Here is a 15,731-nt window from a genome sequence, read left to right on the forward strand (position 1 = left end):
TCATTTCCCTCCGCGCAGTGCGGTCAGTGCTGCCGCGATGCGCCCCTTCGGTGCCGTGTTCACTGCAAGATCGGACGCGGCGTCGGCGGTGAGCCGTGAACCGTCGCGCAGAGCATCTTCGCTGATCATCGAGATCACCCTGTCGGTGACCGCCGCTGAGGCGAAGTTGTTGAGCCCGGCGGACGCGCCCGCCTGAGCGCGCTGCACGAACGAGTCGAGCTGAGCGCTGTACTCCTCGCCCCGAAGATAGAACCAGGGCGCTTCCGTCAGGTCGGTCGTGTACCGCACGTTCCAGCCGACGCGATATCCGTCGGGGATGGTCGCGGTGTCGCGCAGGTAGACGTGGATCTCCTGCCGGTCGGCGTAGATCCGCCCATTCGTTCCCCAGAGGGTGATCTTGGTCGTCATCTTGCGCTGCGACTCGTCGGACCAGTTCGAGATGATCTGCGCCGTGCCGTTCGGGTAGTGCAGCGTGCTCGCGACCGCATCGTCGATCTGCGCCGAGAAGATGCTCGTCAACTGGCTTCCGCTCACCGAGTCCGGCGTGCCGAGATACCAGGTGAGGAGGTTCAGCGGATGGGCCGCATAATCGTAGAGGCAGCCGCCCCCGGTCGCGCGCTCGCTGCGCCAGGTGCGCCCGGCGGGCTTCAGCACGACGGGGCCGTACGCCTCGGCGAGGGCCGTGTTGACGGTGCCGATGGCGTCGAGGTCGAGCAGGCGCTTGACCTCGCTGAAAGCACCGACGAAGCGGTTGTGATAGCCGACCTGCGTGACGAGTCCCTTCTGCTCGGCGAGCGCGGTGAGCTCGATGCTGTCGGCCGGATCGATCACGAGCGGCTTCTCGCAGAAGACGTGGATGCCGCGCTCGAGTGCGTTCCGGATCATCCCGGCGTGCAGATGCGTCGGCGTCGCGATGATGATGGCCTGCGGGCGGGCCTCGTCGAGCATCTTGTCGAGGTCCTTGTAGGGCTTGACCCCGGTGTACTTGGCCAGGATGTCGAGCAGATAGCCGGTGGCGTCGCACACCCCCACCAGATTCACGTCGGGGTGGGCCTTGATCATCGAAAGATGAGACAGCCCCATCTTCCCGAGTCCGACCACTGCGACATCGATCATGCGTTTACCCCTGTCTGCTGCTGTACGTGCCCGCGACGCGCGAGCGCGGTGCGAAGAGCGTGTTCATACTCGGAGCCGATCTTGGTCCACGTGAACTCAGCGTGGAAGCGGTCACGGCTGGCGGCGCCCATGCGCCGCCTTCTGCTGTCATCGGAGAGCACATCGTCGAGCAGGCCGGCGAGATCGTCGGTTCCGGTGAAGTAGGCGTTGTCGGGTCCGGCGACCCAGGTGTTGTAGGGATTGTCATGGGCGATCACGGCGTTGCCCGCGGCCATCGCCTCGACCAGTGACGGGTTGGTGCCGCCCACCGTGTGCCCGTGCAGGTAGAGAGCGGAGTGGAAGCGGAGCGACTGCAGACGCTCGGGTTCGAAGATCGCCCCCGGGAACAGGACCTCATCGGAGGCTGCGGCGCGCACGGCGAGATGGTATGGATCATCATCTCCGTAGGGACCCACGACCACGAGCGGCATGCCGCGTTTCGCGGACGACCACGCCTTCACGATCTCGAGCACCGAGTTCTCGGGGATCGGGCGGCAGACGATCGTCGCGTACTGATCGGGGACGAGGCCGAGCGCCCCGACGGGGCCCGTCGGTGCCTCGGTGACCTCGTGCGCGCCATAGGTGATCGTCTGCACCCGCTTCTTCCCGAAGTGCCGACGGAGGTACGTCGCGATCACCGGGTGGTCTGCGATCAGCACGTCTCCGACGAGGCCGGCCAGGCGTTCGTTGGCGAGCAGGATCCCCTGTTTCACGACACCCCACCGCTTGCGGGTCCACTCCATGCCGTCCATGTTGATGACATTGGGGATCCGGCGAAGCCGGGGGATCACGTCGAACACGCCGGTGTTGTAGCCGAAGGTGAGCCAGACATCGCCGTCCGAGTGCGCTCGCATCGCGTGACGGATGGAGGTCAGGTCGAACGCGGAGGTCCCCTTCCAGCCCTCGCGGGGCTCGTGGATCAGGACGCGCTGCAGGCCGTTCCATTCATCCACCGTCGTCGGCCCCTCCCCGGGGATCTGACAGTAGACGATGACATTCCACCCCTGCTCGCGCAGGTACAGGCCGACGTTCTCGGCGGCCGTCTCGAAGCCGCCGTAGGCGGCGGGAACGCCATGGGTGCCAAGTATCCGGACGGTTGATGGCACGGTGATTTTCCCCTCATGTCGGGTGCTTCCGCACCCACTTCACTGCGTCACGGTTCTGCATCCGCCTCCCCGGCGGACCGAACCACAGTGTTCTGTGACTAGTATGCCCCGCTGGGCCGCACCATGACTTTGGCAGTGCGCCACATGATCTGCAGGTCGTTCATGACCGACCAGTTCTCGACGTATCGCAGGTCGAGACGAACGCTCTCGTCCCACGAGAGGTCGCTGCGGCCGGAGACCTGCCACAGACCCGTGATGCCCGGCTTGATGTAGAGACGACGGAACACGGTGCCGTCGTAGGCGGTGACCTCGGAGGGAAGCGGCGGGCGCGGACCCACGACGCTCATGTCTCCGATGAGGACGTTCCAGAACTGCGGCAGCTCGTCGAGCGACAGCTTGCGCAGGATCCGGCCGACTCGGGTGACACGCGGGTCGTCCTTCATCTTGAACAGCAGGCCGGCGCCCTCGTTCTGCTCTTTGAGCGTCGCGAGCTGCTGCTCGGCATCGGTCTTCATCGAGCGGAACTTCATGATCTGGAAGGTGCGGCCATCTCGGCCGACGCGCTCCTGAGAGAAGAACAGGGGCCCCGGCGAGTCGAGCTTCACGAGCAGGGCGAGGATCGGCGTGATCAGCGCGATCGGGATGAGCGCGACGGATGCGACGGCGATGTCGAGTGCACGCTTGAGCACGTGCTGACCGCCCTCGTACGAGGGGATCTGCACCTGGATGAGCGGAAGCCCCTCGACCGGTGCGAAGGAGATGCGCGGACCGGCGACGTCGGTGAGGCGGCTGGAGAGCACGAGTTCTGCTGCGGTGCCCTCGAGCTGCCAGCTGAGGTGCTTCACGAAATCGGGCTCGCCGTCGGGACGGCTCGCGACGATGATCGTGTCCGCGCCCAGCTCGGCTGCCACGGTCGACACCGAGTTGACGTTGCCGAGCACCGGGAACTGCGCGCCGCGGGCTTCGACGTCGCGTGCGTTGCCGTCGAGCAGCGTCGCGCCGACGACCTGATACCCGGAGGCGCCGATCGGGTGCAGGGTGCGGATGACGTACTCGACGTCGTCGCGGTTGCCGACGACGAGCGTGCGCGAGGCGAAACGCCCTCGCGCACGCTGCGCCGTCAGCCAGTGCCGCCACGCCCAGCGGGTGACGAGCAGCGTGAGAACACCGAGCGGCAGGCCGACGAGCAGCACGAGCTGCGTCGTCTGCCAACCGAGCACGACGCTGAGCATGGCGATGATCCCGAACGCCAGCCCGCTGGCGTGTGCCACACCGCGGTACTCGGTGGCGCTGGCGCGGAACAGCGCTGCGTCACGGGTGTGCAGCGCGCCGAGCATCAGATACCAGAGCGTGCCCAGCAGAGTGCCGGTTCGCAGGGCCTCTTCCCCTGCGACACCGGTCATCACCTGGACCGCTGCTGTGATTCCGACTGCGAACAGGATGACCCCGGCATCCGTGATCCGCAGTCGCATCCGATAACGCCGCTCCCACTGACGGCGTCGCTCCAGCGTTGCGGACACGCGAGGTGTGACCACCGTGCGCGTGACCGACTTGGCGGCTCGCGGAGCAGCGACCGGCGTGAAGACCGTACCCGTGCGGGTGATGCTCAGAGCATCCTCGACGGAAGTCATGCCGAGGCCCCTTGAGCCGTGAATGTACGCAAAATTCCCCAGTGCGCCATAGTTTTCCCCAGATATTCCCCAGACCACGGACCCCACGTCCATGGCATCGTCTGCGTCCCGACCCCTCGGGTCCTGCTGCATCCGTGATCCCAAATCACGAGTTGCGGTCACCGTCCCACACGGTGGTGCTGGCAGCAGGCACTGCAGACTTCGTTCACTCTAGCGGAACCGGACGTTCAGCGGAAGGTAATTCACGCGAGTGGATCAACCTTTATTCCAGTACATGCGCTCCGGGGCGAGCGGCGCCGATATTCTGACCGCGTGACGACCACCTCAGCGACCCGATTCCATCTCAGCCGCATGCTGCCCAGGGATCCGGCGCAACCGCATCGCACCGCAAGCACGCTCGAGCTGTTCTTCGATCTCGTCTTCGTCGTCGCGGTGAGCATCGCCTCGGCCCAACTGCACCATGCGCTGAGCCACGGCGACTTCGTCCACGGCATCACCTCCTATGCGCTGGTGTTCTTCGCGGTGTGGTGGGCGTGGATGAACTTCACGTGGTTCGCCACATCATTCGACACCGACGACTGGCTCTACCGCGTCACGACGATCGTGCAGATGGGCGGAGTCCTCGTGCTGGCGGCCGGGATCCCCGCGGCGTTCGAGCGCGGTGACTTCACGCTGCCGGTGATCGGCTACATCGTGATGCGTCTCGCGATGATCGGGCAATGGCTGCGCGCGTCTCGTGGTGCGGGAGAGCTGAAAGCCGCGACCCGTAGGTACGCTTTCGGCATCGCCGGTGTGCAGGCGCTGTGGGTGCTGTTCCTCTTCATCCCGTCGGGACCTTTCCAGATCGTGGCCTTCGTCGTCTTCGCGCTCGTCGAGATCAGCGTGCCGGTGTTCGCCGAGCACCGCAGGCAGACGCCCTGGCATCCGCATCACATCACGGAGCGCTACGGCCTCTTCACGCTCATCGTGCTCGGCGAGAGCCTCCTCGCCTCCGCCAACGCGATCATCGATGCGAGGAACGAGCTCGACTCCTTCGTGCCGCTCATCTCGATCTCCGTGCTGACCCTGGTGGTGACCGCCTCGCTGTGGTGGATCTACTTCTGGCCGCCGCATCACAAGGCGATCACGACGTTCGGGCGGTCGCTCCGTTACGGGTACTCGCACTATTTCGTCTTCGCCGCGGCCGCCGCGTTCTCGGCCGGAATCGAGGTCGAGCTCGACGTCCTGACCGGCGAGAGTCATCTCCCTCACGCCGTCGGTTCTCTCACGGTGGCCATCCCCATCGCGCTGTTCCTGCTCGGCATCTGGTGGATCGCGATCCGCGAGCACGCCGACAGCGTCGTGAACACGGTCATCCCGCTCGGTGCGGCGGTGGTGCTGCTCGACCCGATCCTGCCGATCCCGGTGGCGATCACGGCCGCCGTCCTCGTCGTGATCGTCGTCGTGCTCGTCCTGCACCCGCCCGTCCGCCGGGAGTCTTAGTCTTCGCATAGACGAGACATAGCTCGCTGATCGGGCCCTCCGTGACCATGGGTACATCGACACCCATCCACGCCGAGAGGAGCACGATCATGAGCCGCATCCCCGAACCCGTCCAGACCCCTGAGGGCCCGACCTACGAGGGGCGACTGCTCGACCGCGCCGACGAGGAGGTCGTCGATCAGGGCGCCGCCTTCGACATCCGCACGCTGGTGAGCCGCCGCGGCGTGCTCGGACTCGCCGGGCTCGGGGTGGGTGCGCTGGTGCTCGCCGGATGCGCGCCGTCGCAGAGCAGCACGTCGAGCACGAGCGACTCGACGGCGACGACCGACACGGGTGGCTCGTCCGGATCGACGGCCACGACAGCGACGGGCGAGATCCCGGATGAGACCGCAGGGCCGTACCCCGGCGACGGCTCGAACGGGCCGGATGTCCTCGAGGAGTCCGGCATCGTGCGTCAGGACATCACGACCTCGATCGACGGCTCGGCGACCGCAGACGGCATCCCCTTGACCTTCGAGCTGCAGGTCGTGGATCTCGCGAACGGCAGCGTCCCGTTCGAGGGAGTCGCGGTCTACGCGTGGCACTGCACGGCCGAGGGTGAGTACTCGATGTACTCCTCGGGCCTCGAGGACGTCACCTATCTCCGCGGAGTGCAGGTCGCGGATGCCGACGGCAAGGTCTCGTTCACGTCGATCTTCCCCGGATGCTACTCGGGCCGCTGGCCGCACATCCACTTCGAGGTCTATCCGGACGTCGACTCGATCACGGACTCGGCCAACGCCATCGCCACCTCCCAGCTGGCGCTGCCGGAAGACGTCTGCGTCACCGTCTATGCCGACTCGCGGTACCCGGGGTCCTCGCAGAACCTCGCGCAGACGAGCCTCTCCTCCGACAACGTCTTCGGCGACGACTCCGGCGCCCTTCAACTGGCCACGGTCACCGGTGACGCCGGCAGCGGGTACTCCGCATCGCTCGTGGTGGGCGTCGACACGACCACGACGCCGAGCGCGGGCTCCGCCCCGTCGGGCGGCGAGGGCGGCCCAGGCGGCGGTGGTGAGCCGCCGTCCGACTGATCACGAACCACGCACCTCATACGAGAAAGAAGGAAGACATGCTTCAGAACCTCACAGGGTGGCACGCCCTGATCATCCTCGCGATCGTCGTCCTCATCTTCGGCGCCGCGAAGCTCCCCGCCCTCGCCAGGAGCGTCGGCCAGTCCATGCGCATCCTCAAGTCGGAGGTCGCAGAGACCTCGAGCGACGCGCGGGCGGATCCGGCATCGGGCGTCGGTGACCCTGCGGATGCTCGCGATTCCGCCGACGTCGTCAGGCCTGCCCTGCGGGCCGCGGAGTAGAACGTGTCCGCGCTCGTCGCTGACGCCGTCGAGGCGAGCACGTCGTCCGCTCCGACCGGGATGCCGTTGTCGTCGCACCTGCGGGAGGCGCGCAGGCGCTCGTACCGCGCGGCGGCAGCGCTCCTGGTCGGGGTGGCCGCCGGATATGTCCTGTCAGACCAGATCCTCGAGGTGGTGCGGGCACCCATCACTGCGCTCGCCGCGTCGCGCGATGCGAGCCTGAACTACGACAGCATCACCGGGGCGTTCGACCTCAAGCTCAAGATCGCACTCTTCGCGGGTGTGGCTCTGTCGAGTCCCGTGTGGATGTACGAGCTCTTCGCGTTCCTCGCCCCGGGCCTCACCACGAAGGAGAAGAAGTACACGTTCGGGTTCCTCGGAGCATCCGTCCCCCTGTTCGCCGGCGGCTGCCTGACGGGTCTCCTCCTGTTCCCTCACATGGTCGAACTGCTGGCGAGCTTCGCCGCGGCCGAAGACAGCACCCTGCTGCAGGCCTCGTACTACGTCGACTTCATCCTCAAGATCGTGCTCGCCACGGGCATCGCCTTCGTGCTTCCCGTGTTCCTCGTGATGCTCAATCTGCTGGGCGTCGTGTCGTCCGGGGCGATCGCGAGGAGCTGGCGCATCGTCATCGTCGCCATCGTCCTGTTCACCGCGGTCGTGACCCCGGCGGCCGACGTGCTGTCGATGTTCCTGATCGCCGTTCCCATGACCGTGCTGTTCCTGGTGGCGTTGCTCATCGCCTGGCTCCATGACCGCAGAGCACGCCGCAGCGCGGCTGCGATGATCGCCGGCGCGACGGAGGGATGACGATGTTCGGACTCACGATCGAGAAGCTGTTCCTCGTCGCGCTGATCGCGGCGGTGATCATCGGTCCTCGACGGCTGCCCGAGTACGCGCGCCGTCTCGGGGCGCTCGTCCGCCGTGTCACCCTGCTCGCAGGCGACGCGGCGCGGCGAGCCGAGCAGGAGACCGGTGTGGCGAGCATCCGCCAGGACTGGACGGCGTTGGATCCTCGGCAGTACGACCCTCGGCGGATCATCCGCGACGCGTGGGCGGCGGGGGAGAGCGCGGAGCCGAGGGAGCAGGTGCCGATCGTCACGGAGAACACTGTGACGGAGAACGCTGTGACGGAGGACTCGGCGACGGCGGATGCGGCCGATGACGCGCGGCCCGAGCCCGAGGGGGCCTGGATCATGGCGGGGTCGTCGGGCCACCCGCGGCGTGTGTGGGTCCCGGCCGAAAGCTGAAACGAGCACCGGCCAAGCCGACCTGCTAGACTGATGGAGCACCGTGTGTTCTGGCCCTATCTAGGCCGTCCACGGAGCCACTGATCAGGGCCATTACGGACCACGTGCATCGATGCGCGCGGCATCCGCCCTTGATCTCACATCTTGCGGGTCGCGATATCGCGTGCCCGTCACACAGCAATGAGTATGACCATGAGCATGACCACTTTTCCTCCTTCTGACCCGTTGACCTGGAAACAGGCCGACGCAGACGTGCACGTCGCGACCCGATCAGGCGAATTCGCCGGTTTCATCGAGTTCGACGGCACCACCCACCTCGCCCGTGATCAGCGCGGGACCGAGCTCGGCGCCTTCGATTCTCTCGACGACGCGCGCGAGGCACTCGAGGGCGCGTGCGCCCCGAAACGCCGCGCACGCACCTTCTCGTTCGCGCTCCCGCGGGCCCTGAGAAGACGCCCTCGGCGAGCCCGCGCCTGACCGTTTCATTCACAGGACCTGTGAATCGTCAAGGGGTGCCGATGTATTCCCCACGGCGCATGTGCGGGGGGTTAGGTTGAGTTAAGCGTTGGGCGATCTGCCTTGGGCTTATCACAGCTCAAGGGCTCCAATCGACGGGAGAGCAACATCTCCATTTCACAGGTCGAAAAGACCGCGGCCACGCTCGGACCGGTACGCCAGACGTATTCCGGAAACGCAGACATCCCCCCGATGACGCACGCTTACAAGCAGGTGTCGCAGGTCGTCCGGGAGACGGGCCTTCTCCGGCGCGCCGGATGGTTCTACATCTTCGTCGCCGCCGGCCTCGCCGTCGCCCTCGGAGGACTCATCACCGGCTTCATCCTGCTCGGCGACAGCTGGTTCCAGCTGCTGATCGCCGCTGGCCTCGGCCTCGTCCTCACGCAGGTGGCGTTCCTCGCCCATGAGGCGGCGCACCGCCAGATCCTCACCTCGGGCCCGGCGAACTTCCGCCTCGCTCGCATCCTGGCCGCCGGCGTCGTCGGCATCAGCTACTCGTGGTGGGACTCCAAGCACACCAAGCACCACGGAAACCCGAACCAGGTCGGAAAGGACCCCGACATCGAGGTCGACACGATCTCGTTCCTCGAGACGGATGCGGCGCAGTCGCGCGGCATCGTCCGCCTGATCACGCGCAAGCAGGGATGGCTGTTCTTCCCGCTGCTGACGCTCGAGGGGCTCAACCTCCACTATCTCGGCGTCAAGCACCTGGTGACCAGCAAGAAGGCCAAGGGCCGTTGGATCGAGCTGGGGCTGATCGCCCTCCGGTTCGCGATCGTTCTGATCCCGGTCTTCCTGATGCTCCCGCTCGGCATGGCATTCGCCTTCATGGGCGTGCAGCTCGCCGTCTTCGGCGTCTACATGGGGGCGTCGTTCGCCCCGAACCACAAGGGCATGCCGATCATCGACCCGAACGCCCGCCTCGACTTCTTCTCGAAGCAGGTGCGCACCTCGCGCAACATCCGCGGCGGATGGTGGGCCACCTGGCTCATGGGCGGTCTCAACTATCAGGTGGAGCACCACCTGTTCCCGAACATGCCGCGTCCGCACCTCTCGAAGGCCCGCGAGATCGTCCGCGACTACTGCGTCTCGAACGACGTGCCCTACACCGAGACGAGCCTTCTGCGCTCGTACGCGATCGTCATCGAGTACCTCAACCGGGTCGGCCTCGCTGCCGGTGCTGATCCCTTCGACTGCCCCGCAGCCACACAGTTCGTCCGCGCGTAACACGCCTCGGCGTCGATTCGAACGGCCCTCATCCCTCGGGATGGGGGCCGTTCGCGTTCTCCGTCGTCGTCTAGATCAGGCCGAGTTCGAGCGCCCGCGTCACGGCGCGCGTGCGGTCGGAGACCTCGAGCTTCTCGAAGACGTGGATCAGGTGGGTCTTCACAGTGGCCTCGCCGATGAACAGCTCGCGGGCGATCTCCGGATTGCTGCGACCCGCCGCGACGAGGCGGAGCACTTCGCGTTCCCGCGGGCTCAGCTGAGGTCTGCCCGGTCGGTCGCCGCGCATACGCGTGACGAGCGTGGCGGCGATCGTCGGGGCGAGGACCGTATGGCCGTCAGCGACGGCGCGGATCCCCGCGACTATCTCCTCCTGCGGGGCGGCCTTGAGGAGGTAACCGCTCGCCCCCGCCTCGATCGCACCGAGGATGTCGTCGTCGGTCTCGTACGTCGTCAGCACGAGAACGCGCACCTCGGGCAGCTGTGCAGCGATGCGCGACGTCGCCTCGATGCCGGAGGTGCCGGGCATCCGGAGATCCATCAGCACGACATCCGGGCGCAGACGAGCGGCCAGGTCGACCGCCTCGGCGCCGTTAGCCGCCTGCCCAACGACTTCGAGCCCCGGATCGAGGGCGATGAGTCCCACGATGCCGGACCGCACGATCGGATGGTCGTCGGCGACGATGACGCGGATCATGGCGTCGTCTCCTTCTCGGCCTCGGCCTCGGACTCGGCCACGGTCGTGGAGTCGGCCACGGTCGCGGCCTCGGCGTGCAGCGGGATGCGCACGGTCAGGTCTGTGCCGGTCTGCGCTCCGTCTGCGACGGTCAACGTGCCGCCGACGAGGGAGACCCGCTCGCGCATCCCGGCAAGACCGAATCCGCGGTCATCGTCGATCGAGACTCCTCCGAGTCCGCGGCCGTCATCGCGGATGCGGAGCTCCGCGGAATCGGCGATCGCGAGGGTGACCCGAGCGGATGCGGCGCCGGAGTGCTTGCGCACGTTCGCGAGGCCCTCTTGCGCGCAACGCAGCAGGACGACCTGCACGTCTCGCGCCAGCACAGCATCCGATGCCGACACATCCACGCGCATGCCGGTCTCCCTCGCGAAGCGGGCGCCGAGGCGGCGGAGCGCGTCTCCGAGCGAGCCGGCGGACGGCGCGGGCGAGGTGACGGCCACGAGAGCCCTGGCTTCGACGAGCGCCTCTCGTGCCGCGCTCTCGATCAGCTCGATCGCGGCGGGCGAGCCGTCGAGACGCGCGCGCTCTGCGAGCATGACGATGCTCGCGAGGCTCTGGGCGATCGTGTCGTGCACGTCGCGAGCGAGACGAGCGCGCTCCTCGATCGCACCGGCTTCGCGGCTCGCCGTCTCGAGGCCCGCCTGTGCGTCGGTCAGATCCGCCAGGAGATTCTGGCGCTCGACGCCCCACTCGGCGATGCGCGTGATCCAGAGGCCGAGAGCGAGGCTGAACGCGGTCGACAGACCGGACGAGAGAAAACCGGTGCTGAGCGCATCGGCGGTGAAGTCGCCCCAGTAGCCGTAGGCGAGACCGAGCACGACGCCGTTGCCCACCGTGACCAGCACGGCCTGCAGGGTCGATCGTGACGTCATCCAGATGAGCGGCAGCACCAGGGTCTGCAGCAGCAGCATGTTCGGCTCGATAGCGACGCCCACCGCGAGAAGCGAGATCATCGCGACCTGCAGCAGCGCCGAGACAGCGGGCGCAGGATCCTCCACGCCCTCATGAATCCCGACATAGGCGCGGGCGCCGAACGCGTAGACGAGGAAGACCCCGACGGTGATGGCGACGAGCACCCAGCGTGACCCGGGGACGTTCTGCGGGAGGGTGAGGGAGAGGCCGGCCACCGCGAGCAGCAGCGCGGTCGCGGCGATGTCCCACCCCAGGCGCTCTCGGCGGATCACGCGGCTCATGCGCACCACTCTTCCACTGTTCGGCACAGCCCGACGCACAGCCCGACGCCGCGATGACGTCGAACCGTGCGCCGGGGCGACCGCGATGCCGATGTCATCCGCTCTGTCGGATCCAGCGGAAGGTCGCGCGGCTGAGGATGAAGCCTGCGATGAGCCAGATCGCCAGCATGATCGCGACGAGACCGAGGTTCCATTCGCCGCCCGGTTCTGCGACGTTGAACGAGTCGGGCAGGATCGCCGCGCGCATCCCCTGAGCGATCCATTTGAGCGGGAACACGGCGGCGACGTTCTGCAGCCACTCGGGCAGGGCTGAGAAGGCGATGTAGACGCCCGAGATGAACTGCAGCAGCAGCACGACCGGGATCACCACGGCCGACGCGGTCTTGCCCGAACGGGGGAGCGCCGACAGGGCGATGCCGAGCAGCGTGCACGAGAGCAGACCGAGCACGAACACCCAGGCGAACAGGCCCCACGACTCTGCATCCGCGGGCAGCTGCACCTTGTAGAGCACGACCGCGACGGTGAGGAGCAGCGCCATCTGCAGGATCGCGGTCACGAACACCTCGCCGATCTTGCCGATGAAATACGTCGCGGGCGAGATCGGGGTGCTTCCGAGGCGCTTCAGCGTGCCGTCGCTCTTCTCGACTGCGATCTCGATCGACAGGCCCTGCACTCCGGAGAGGAAGATGCCGCCCGCGATGAGTCCGGGGAGGTAGTACGTCGCCATGCTCACCTTGTCAGCGCCTTCGCCGACGTCGCCGGTGAAGATGGTCGCGAAGATCAGATACATCACGGTGGGGAACAGGAACGTGAAGAAGACCTGATCTCCCGCCCGGAAGTACTGTCGCAGCTCGAAGCCGATGCGACGCACGCCGAGTCGGATCGTGCGGGGGAGGCCGAAGCGCGTCGGTGCGGTCATGGTGCTCATGCCGGCTCCTTCAGGTCGGTGAGGCTGTCGTCTGCCGTGGGGTCCGCGGCGGATGCGGCGTCGTGCTCTCGGATCAGGCCGAGGTAGATGTCCTCGAGGGTCGGGCGGACGACCTCCAGGGCGTCGGGTTCGCCGATCGTCGTCTGCAGCCCCGAGACGAACGCTCCAGGAGTCGGGGTGCGCTGCTCATGACGCGTGCCCGTCGCATCCCGCCAGCGCACCAGCGGTGTGCGTGCGTCCGGGCCGCCGATCTCGTCGATCGGTCCGATCGCGGCGATCCGCCCCCCTGTGATGACCGCGGCGCGGTCGCCGAGCTGAGCCGCTTCGTCGAGGTAATGGGTGGTCAGCAGGATGGTGGTTCCCTCTGCCTTGAGCGAGCGGATGAGATCCCAGAACTGGCGGCGTGCCTCTGGATCGAAACCCGTGGTCGGTTCGTCGAGGAACAGCATCTCGGGTCGACCGATGATCCCCAGTGCGACGTCGAGGCGGCGCTGCTGTCCGCCGGAGAGCTTCCCTGCACGGGAGCGCTGCTTCTGCTCGAGGCCCACCGCGGCGATCACCTCGTCGATGTCGCGAGGGCGTGGGTAGTACCCGGCGAACTCGGTGAGCAGCTCACGTACGGTGAAGTTGCCCGCTTCGCCGGTGGATTGCAGCACGATGCCCAGGCGTGCCTTCCAGTCCAGCCCGCCGCGCTGCGGGTCGACGCCGAGCACACGCACCTCGCCGGACGTGCGGTGTCGATATCCCTCGAGGATCTCGATGGTCGTCGACTTTCCTGCACCGTTCGGGCCGAGCAGCGCGAACGTCTCGCCCCGGCCGATGTCGAAGCTGATGCCGTCGACGGCGGCGAACCCGCCGTAGTCCTTGCGGAGATCCCGCACCTCGATCACGCTGTCTGTCATGTTCCCAGCGTGCCCGCGGAAGAGCGCGAGCGGTAGCCGTGAAGCGACGGACTCCGGCATCCACCGATCGGTTGATGCCCGCTGAGGACGGAACAGGGGCGTGAGCGGAATGTCCGCCCACGCCCCTGTTCGTCAGGAGATCGAGGTCAGCGTGAGGCCTTCTCATCGGTCTCGACGACCTCGATGGTGATCTTGCCGTCGATGGTCTCGGCGTCGTCATCGAGGAGCTCATCGTCGAGGGCCTCGTCCCCGCGGAACTCCTCGACGGGCTCGACAATGTCGTCCTGGTCGTCTTCGAGGATCTCGGCATCGAGGGTGTCGACGTCGAGTACGTCGTCGTCAGCGTCGGCCGCCGGGGCGACGGCGTCCTCTTTCTGCTGGTCGCTGAAGATCCCCTCCGGGCGGATCAGCTCGCGCACCTCGGCCATGAAGCTGGCGAGCTGCTGCTGCTGCCAGCGCAGCTGGCGCGCCTGGTCTTCGGCATCCCGCAGTACTGCGGAGGTGTGACTCGTCACAGAGTCGACGATCTTCTGCGACTTCACGCGCGCACGGTCGAGCGTGTCGCGGGCGCGCACCTGGGCATCCGCTTCGATGGTCTGCGCCTGCGAGCGCATCAGCCGCTCGTAGTCGTCGGCCTTCGCGGAGATGCGCTGTGCATGATCGAGCGACGCGGCGACCTGCTCGTTGGCATCGTTCGTGATGCGCTCGGCGTGGGCGACGGCCTGGTTGTGCAGCACGAGGAACTCCTGCTGGGCGTCGTCCTGGCGTCGGGTGAGCGTCTCCTCGAACTCGAGCACGCGCGCGTTCATCTCGCGCACCTCGCGCTCCGCCTCGGCACGCAGCTGGGTCGTCTCGCGAGTGACGAGCGAGCGAAGCGCCGCAGCGCCCTTCTCGGCCTCGGTGCGGATCGCCGTGGCTTCCTGCGTCGCCTGGTGCACCCGCTCGGCGGCGTGCGCGGCCTCGCGCTCGAGAGTCGCCTGGTGCGCGGTGTACTCGGTGTCGATCTTCAGGCGCACCTGGTCGGCATCGTGCTGAGCGTGGGCGATGATGCGGGTGACATCGGCATCCGCCTCGGCACGCTGCGTGGTGACCTCTTCGCGAGCTGCGGCCATCAGGCGGTCTGCCTGCACTGCGGCGTTCTGGATGAGCACGTTCGCCTGCTCTTCGGCGACACGGAGGATGGCCTCGAACTGCTCGCGCGACGGCGCCTCCTGGCCGTCCGCCCGCGGAGTGTCGACGAGCTCGTTGGTCAGGGTGGCGACCTGCTGCTCGGTCTCCGCGGCCTTCGCCTTGGTGGCGAGAAGCTCGGCCTCGAGTTCTTCGCGGGCGATGCGCTCTTCTTCGCGGAGCGCCTCGACGGCGTCTTCGTGGCGCGCCTCGGTGGCGGCGAGGTCCGCCTTCGCCTGCTGCAGCTGATTGCGCAGCGCGCTCAGAGCCGAGTCGACCTCGGCCTTGTCGTAGCCGCGGAACGACGCTGTGAAGCCGGACTGCTCACGGGGCGTCTCTTCAATCAGCTTGTCGAAGAAATCGGGAGTCCGGTCGTTATTGGGGGATTCACTCATTGGTCGGCCTTTCCGGCGCAGGTCACAGAGGGACTGAGGGCTGTGATGAGAAATGGTGCCGTCGCGAGGCCGGCTGTGGTGGGGCCGGTGCGTCATCAGCAATACCACAGCCTAGTTGCGGCGGCTGTGAGATGCACCCGGTGTTCCGGTACGCGACGTGCGGTCGGTCTAGACCGGCATCCATGTTCCCGTCGCCTCGTCGCGCCGGTGCTGGGTCGGCCGTCCCGGGGAGACATCGATGCCCCTCACGTGCGCGGCCGCGGAGACGCCGGAGCGCAGGTCTGCCCAGAACTCCGAGGTGTTCGGCACGCCCAGGTGCTCGCGGACCCTCTCGACCTCCAGCCGGGTTCCGCGCTCATCATCGACGAGCCGCACGATCGCGTCGTCGGGCTCGATGAATCGGATGCCGTAGCCCCCGTCCCCGAGCCGGGTGAACTTGCGCGGCTGCTGCAGCACGACACCGTCGACGACCTCGCGTGCTGTGGCTTCCGGCGCATGCAGCACCAGGGTCGTGTCCAGTTCGTCGAGGATCCCGGTGAGGCGGGTCGTCGCGTAGCGCCGCCCTTCTCTTCCTCCAGCCGCGTCGGTCGAGCGGCGCACCCAGCGGGGGAGGAAGATCGCCAGCACGAGGATCGCGGCGATCACGGCGACGTAGATGAGCGCGTTGTCCACGCATACAACCTACGGGA

At 67.2% G+C, this 15,731-nt stretch carries 16 protein-coding genes; 7 read left to right on the forward strand and 9 right to left on the reverse strand.

The genetic code is table 11. From position 1 onward, the window contains the following. From MRBLMI13_RS11005 to MRBLMI13_RS11015, 3 genes are all read right to left on the reverse strand, one after another. Complete coding sequence (locus MRBLMI13_RS11005) at positions 1-1,116, reverse strand: Gfo/Idh/MocA family protein (RefSeq protein WP_367822491.1); 1,116 nt, start codon at positions 1,114-1,116, stop codon at positions 1-3. After that, the gene (locus tag MRBLMI13_RS11010; protein ID WP_367822493.1) at positions 1,113-2,261 is read right to left on the reverse strand and encodes a DUF1972 domain-containing protein; all 1,149 of its coding nucleotides are present in this window, start codon (positions 2,259-2,261) and stop codon (positions 1,113-1,115) included. The genes MRBLMI13_RS11005 and MRBLMI13_RS11010 overlap by 4 nt, the downstream gene beginning before the upstream one ends. A gap of 98 nt (positions 2,262-2,359) precedes the next feature. Then, a complete protein-coding gene (locus tag MRBLMI13_RS11015; protein WP_042536941.1) occupies positions 2,360-3,892 on the reverse strand; it encodes a sugar transferase in 1,533 nt (510 codons plus the stop codon). Positions 3,893-4,243: 351 nt separating this feature from the next. On the opposite strand from MRBLMI13_RS11015, the gene MRBLMI13_RS11020 reads away from it, so the two are divergent. The 7 genes from MRBLMI13_RS11020 to MRBLMI13_RS11050 all read left to right on the forward strand — a co-directional run bounded on the left by MRBLMI13_RS11020 (position 4,244) and on the right by MRBLMI13_RS11050 (position 9,721). Further along, positions 4,244-5,374 (forward strand): low temperature requirement protein A, encoded by a 1,131-nt coding sequence (locus MRBLMI13_RS11020; RefSeq protein ID WP_079113896.1) that lies wholly within the window; start codon positions 4,244-4,246, stop codon positions 5,372-5,374. Between the two features lie 89 nt (positions 5,375-5,463). Further along, entirely contained in the window at positions 5,464-6,447 is a 984-nt protein-coding gene (locus tag MRBLMI13_RS11025; RefSeq protein ID WP_367822496.1) for an intradiol ring-cleavage dioxygenase, read from the forward strand. Between the two features lie 38 nt (positions 6,448-6,485). Beyond that, positions 6,486-6,728 carry a twin-arginine translocase TatA/TatE family subunit gene (gene tatA, locus MRBLMI13_RS11030; RefSeq protein WP_367822498.1) on the forward strand — a complete coding sequence of 81 codons (243 nt, stop codon included), beginning with the start codon at positions 6,486-6,488 and terminating at the stop codon, positions 6,726-6,728. A gap of 3 nt (positions 6,729-6,731) precedes the next feature. Continuing rightward, positions 6,732-7,538, forward strand: a complete 807-nt coding sequence (tatC, locus tag MRBLMI13_RS11035) for a twin-arginine translocase subunit TatC (RefSeq protein WP_367822500.1) — start codon at positions 6,732-6,734, stop codon at positions 7,536-7,538. Then, positions 7,535-7,978: a Sec-independent protein translocase subunit TatA/TatB gene (locus tag MRBLMI13_RS11040; protein WP_367822502.1), complete on the forward strand. Its 444-nt coding sequence runs from the start codon at positions 7,535-7,537 to the stop codon at positions 7,976-7,978. Before tatC ends, MRBLMI13_RS11040 begins: the two co-directional genes overlap by 4 nt. A gap of 192 nt (positions 7,979-8,170) precedes the next feature. Continuing rightward, positions 8,171-8,455 (forward strand): hypothetical protein, encoded by a 285-nt coding sequence (locus MRBLMI13_RS11045; protein ID WP_311879854.1) that lies wholly within the window; start codon positions 8,171-8,173, stop codon positions 8,453-8,455. A 147-nt stretch (positions 8,456-8,602) separates the two neighbouring features. Next, positions 8,603-9,721: a fatty acid desaturase family protein gene (locus tag MRBLMI13_RS11050; protein ID WP_042537176.1), complete on the forward strand. Its 1,119-nt coding sequence runs from the start codon at positions 8,603-8,605 to the stop codon at positions 9,719-9,721. 70 nt (positions 9,722-9,791) lie between these two features. On the opposite strand, the gene MRBLMI13_RS11055 is transcribed toward MRBLMI13_RS11050, so the two are convergent. The 6 genes from MRBLMI13_RS11055 to MRBLMI13_RS11080 all read right to left on the reverse strand — a co-directional run bounded on the left by MRBLMI13_RS11055 (position 9,792) and on the right by MRBLMI13_RS11080 (position 15,714). After that, on the reverse strand, positions 9,792-10,415 hold the full coding sequence (locus MRBLMI13_RS11055; protein WP_367822504.1) for a response regulator: 624 nt from the start codon (positions 10,413-10,415) through the stop codon (positions 9,792-9,794). Then, a complete protein-coding gene (locus tag MRBLMI13_RS11060) occupies positions 10,412-11,650 on the reverse strand; it encodes a sensor histidine kinase (protein WP_367822506.1) in 1,239 nt (412 codons plus the stop codon). Before MRBLMI13_RS11060 ends, MRBLMI13_RS11055 begins: the two co-directional genes overlap by 4 nt. A 94-nt stretch (positions 11,651-11,744) precedes the next feature. After that, positions 11,745-12,578: an ABC transporter permease gene (locus tag MRBLMI13_RS11065; protein ID WP_367822508.1), complete on the reverse strand. Its 834-nt coding sequence runs from the start codon at positions 12,576-12,578 to the stop codon at positions 11,745-11,747. Beyond that, complete coding sequence (locus MRBLMI13_RS11070) at positions 12,575-13,480, reverse strand: ABC transporter ATP-binding protein (protein ID WP_042536953.1); 906 nt, start codon at positions 13,478-13,480, stop codon at positions 12,575-12,577. Before MRBLMI13_RS11070 ends, MRBLMI13_RS11065 begins: the two co-directional genes overlap by 4 nt. Positions 13,481-13,626: 146 nt before the next feature. Next, positions 13,627-15,042 (reverse strand): cell division initiation protein, encoded by a 1,416-nt coding sequence (locus MRBLMI13_RS11075; RefSeq protein ID WP_309693748.1) that lies wholly within the window; start codon positions 15,040-15,042, stop codon positions 13,627-13,629. 168 nt (positions 15,043-15,210) lie between these two features. After that, positions 15,211-15,714, reverse strand: a complete 504-nt coding sequence (locus MRBLMI13_RS11080) for a hypothetical protein (protein WP_367822511.1) — start codon at positions 15,712-15,714, stop codon at positions 15,211-15,213. Between the last annotated feature and the right edge of the window lie 17 nt (positions 15,715-15,731).

Source organism: Microbacterium sp. LMI13-1-1.1 (genome assembly GCF_040815625.1).
Taxonomy (GTDB): domain Bacteria; phylum Actinomycetota; class Actinomycetes; order Actinomycetales; family Microbacteriaceae; genus Microbacterium; species Microbacterium forte.

What these genes read in the sequence shown, in the direction of transcription:
- MRBLMI13_RS11025 (WP_367822496.1), top strand. Translation starts at nt 5,464, where the DNA reads ATGAGCCGCATCCCCGAACCCGTCCAGACCCCTGAGGGCCCGACCTAC.
- MRBLMI13_RS11020 (WP_079113896.1), top strand. Translation starts at nt 4,244, where the DNA reads ATGCTGCCCAGGGATCCGGCGCAACCGCATCGCACCGCAAGCACGCTC.
- tatA (WP_367822498.1), top strand. Translation starts at nt 6,486, where the DNA reads ATGCTTCAGAACCTCACAGGGTGGCACGCCCTGATCATCCTCGCGATC.
- MRBLMI13_RS11055 (WP_367822504.1), bottom strand. Translation starts at nt 10,415, where the DNA reads ATGATCCGCGTCATCGTCGCCGACGACCATCCGATCGTGCGGTCCGGC.
- MRBLMI13_RS11060 (WP_367822506.1), bottom strand. Translation starts at nt 11,650, where the DNA reads ATGAGCCGCGTGATCCGCCGAGAGCGCCTGGGGTGGGACATCGCCGCG.
- MRBLMI13_RS11075 (WP_309693748.1), bottom strand. Translation starts at nt 15,042, where the DNA reads ATGAGTGAATCCCCCAATAACGACCGGACTCCCGATTTCTTCGACAAG.
- MRBLMI13_RS11040 (WP_367822502.1), top strand. Translation starts at nt 7,535, where the DNA reads ATGACGATGTTCGGACTCACGATCGAGAAGCTGTTCCTCGTCGCGCTG.
- MRBLMI13_RS11070 (WP_042536953.1), bottom strand. Translation starts at nt 13,480, where the DNA reads ATGACAGACAGCGTGATCGAGGTGCGGGATCTCCGCAAGGACTACGGC.
- MRBLMI13_RS11045 (WP_311879854.1), top strand. Translation starts at nt 8,171, where the DNA reads ATGAGCATGACCACTTTTCCTCCTTCTGACCCGTTGACCTGGAAACAG.
- MRBLMI13_RS11005 (WP_367822491.1), bottom strand. Translation starts at nt 1,116, where the DNA reads ATGATCGATGTCGCAGTGGTCGGACTCGGGAAGATGGGGCTGTCTCAT.
- MRBLMI13_RS11065 (WP_367822508.1), bottom strand. Translation starts at nt 12,578, where the DNA reads ATGAGCACCATGACCGCACCGACGCGCTTCGGCCTCCCCCGCACGATC.
- MRBLMI13_RS11015 (WP_042536941.1), bottom strand. Translation starts at nt 3,892, where the DNA reads ATGACTTCCGTCGAGGATGCTCTGAGCATCACCCGCACGGGTACGGTC.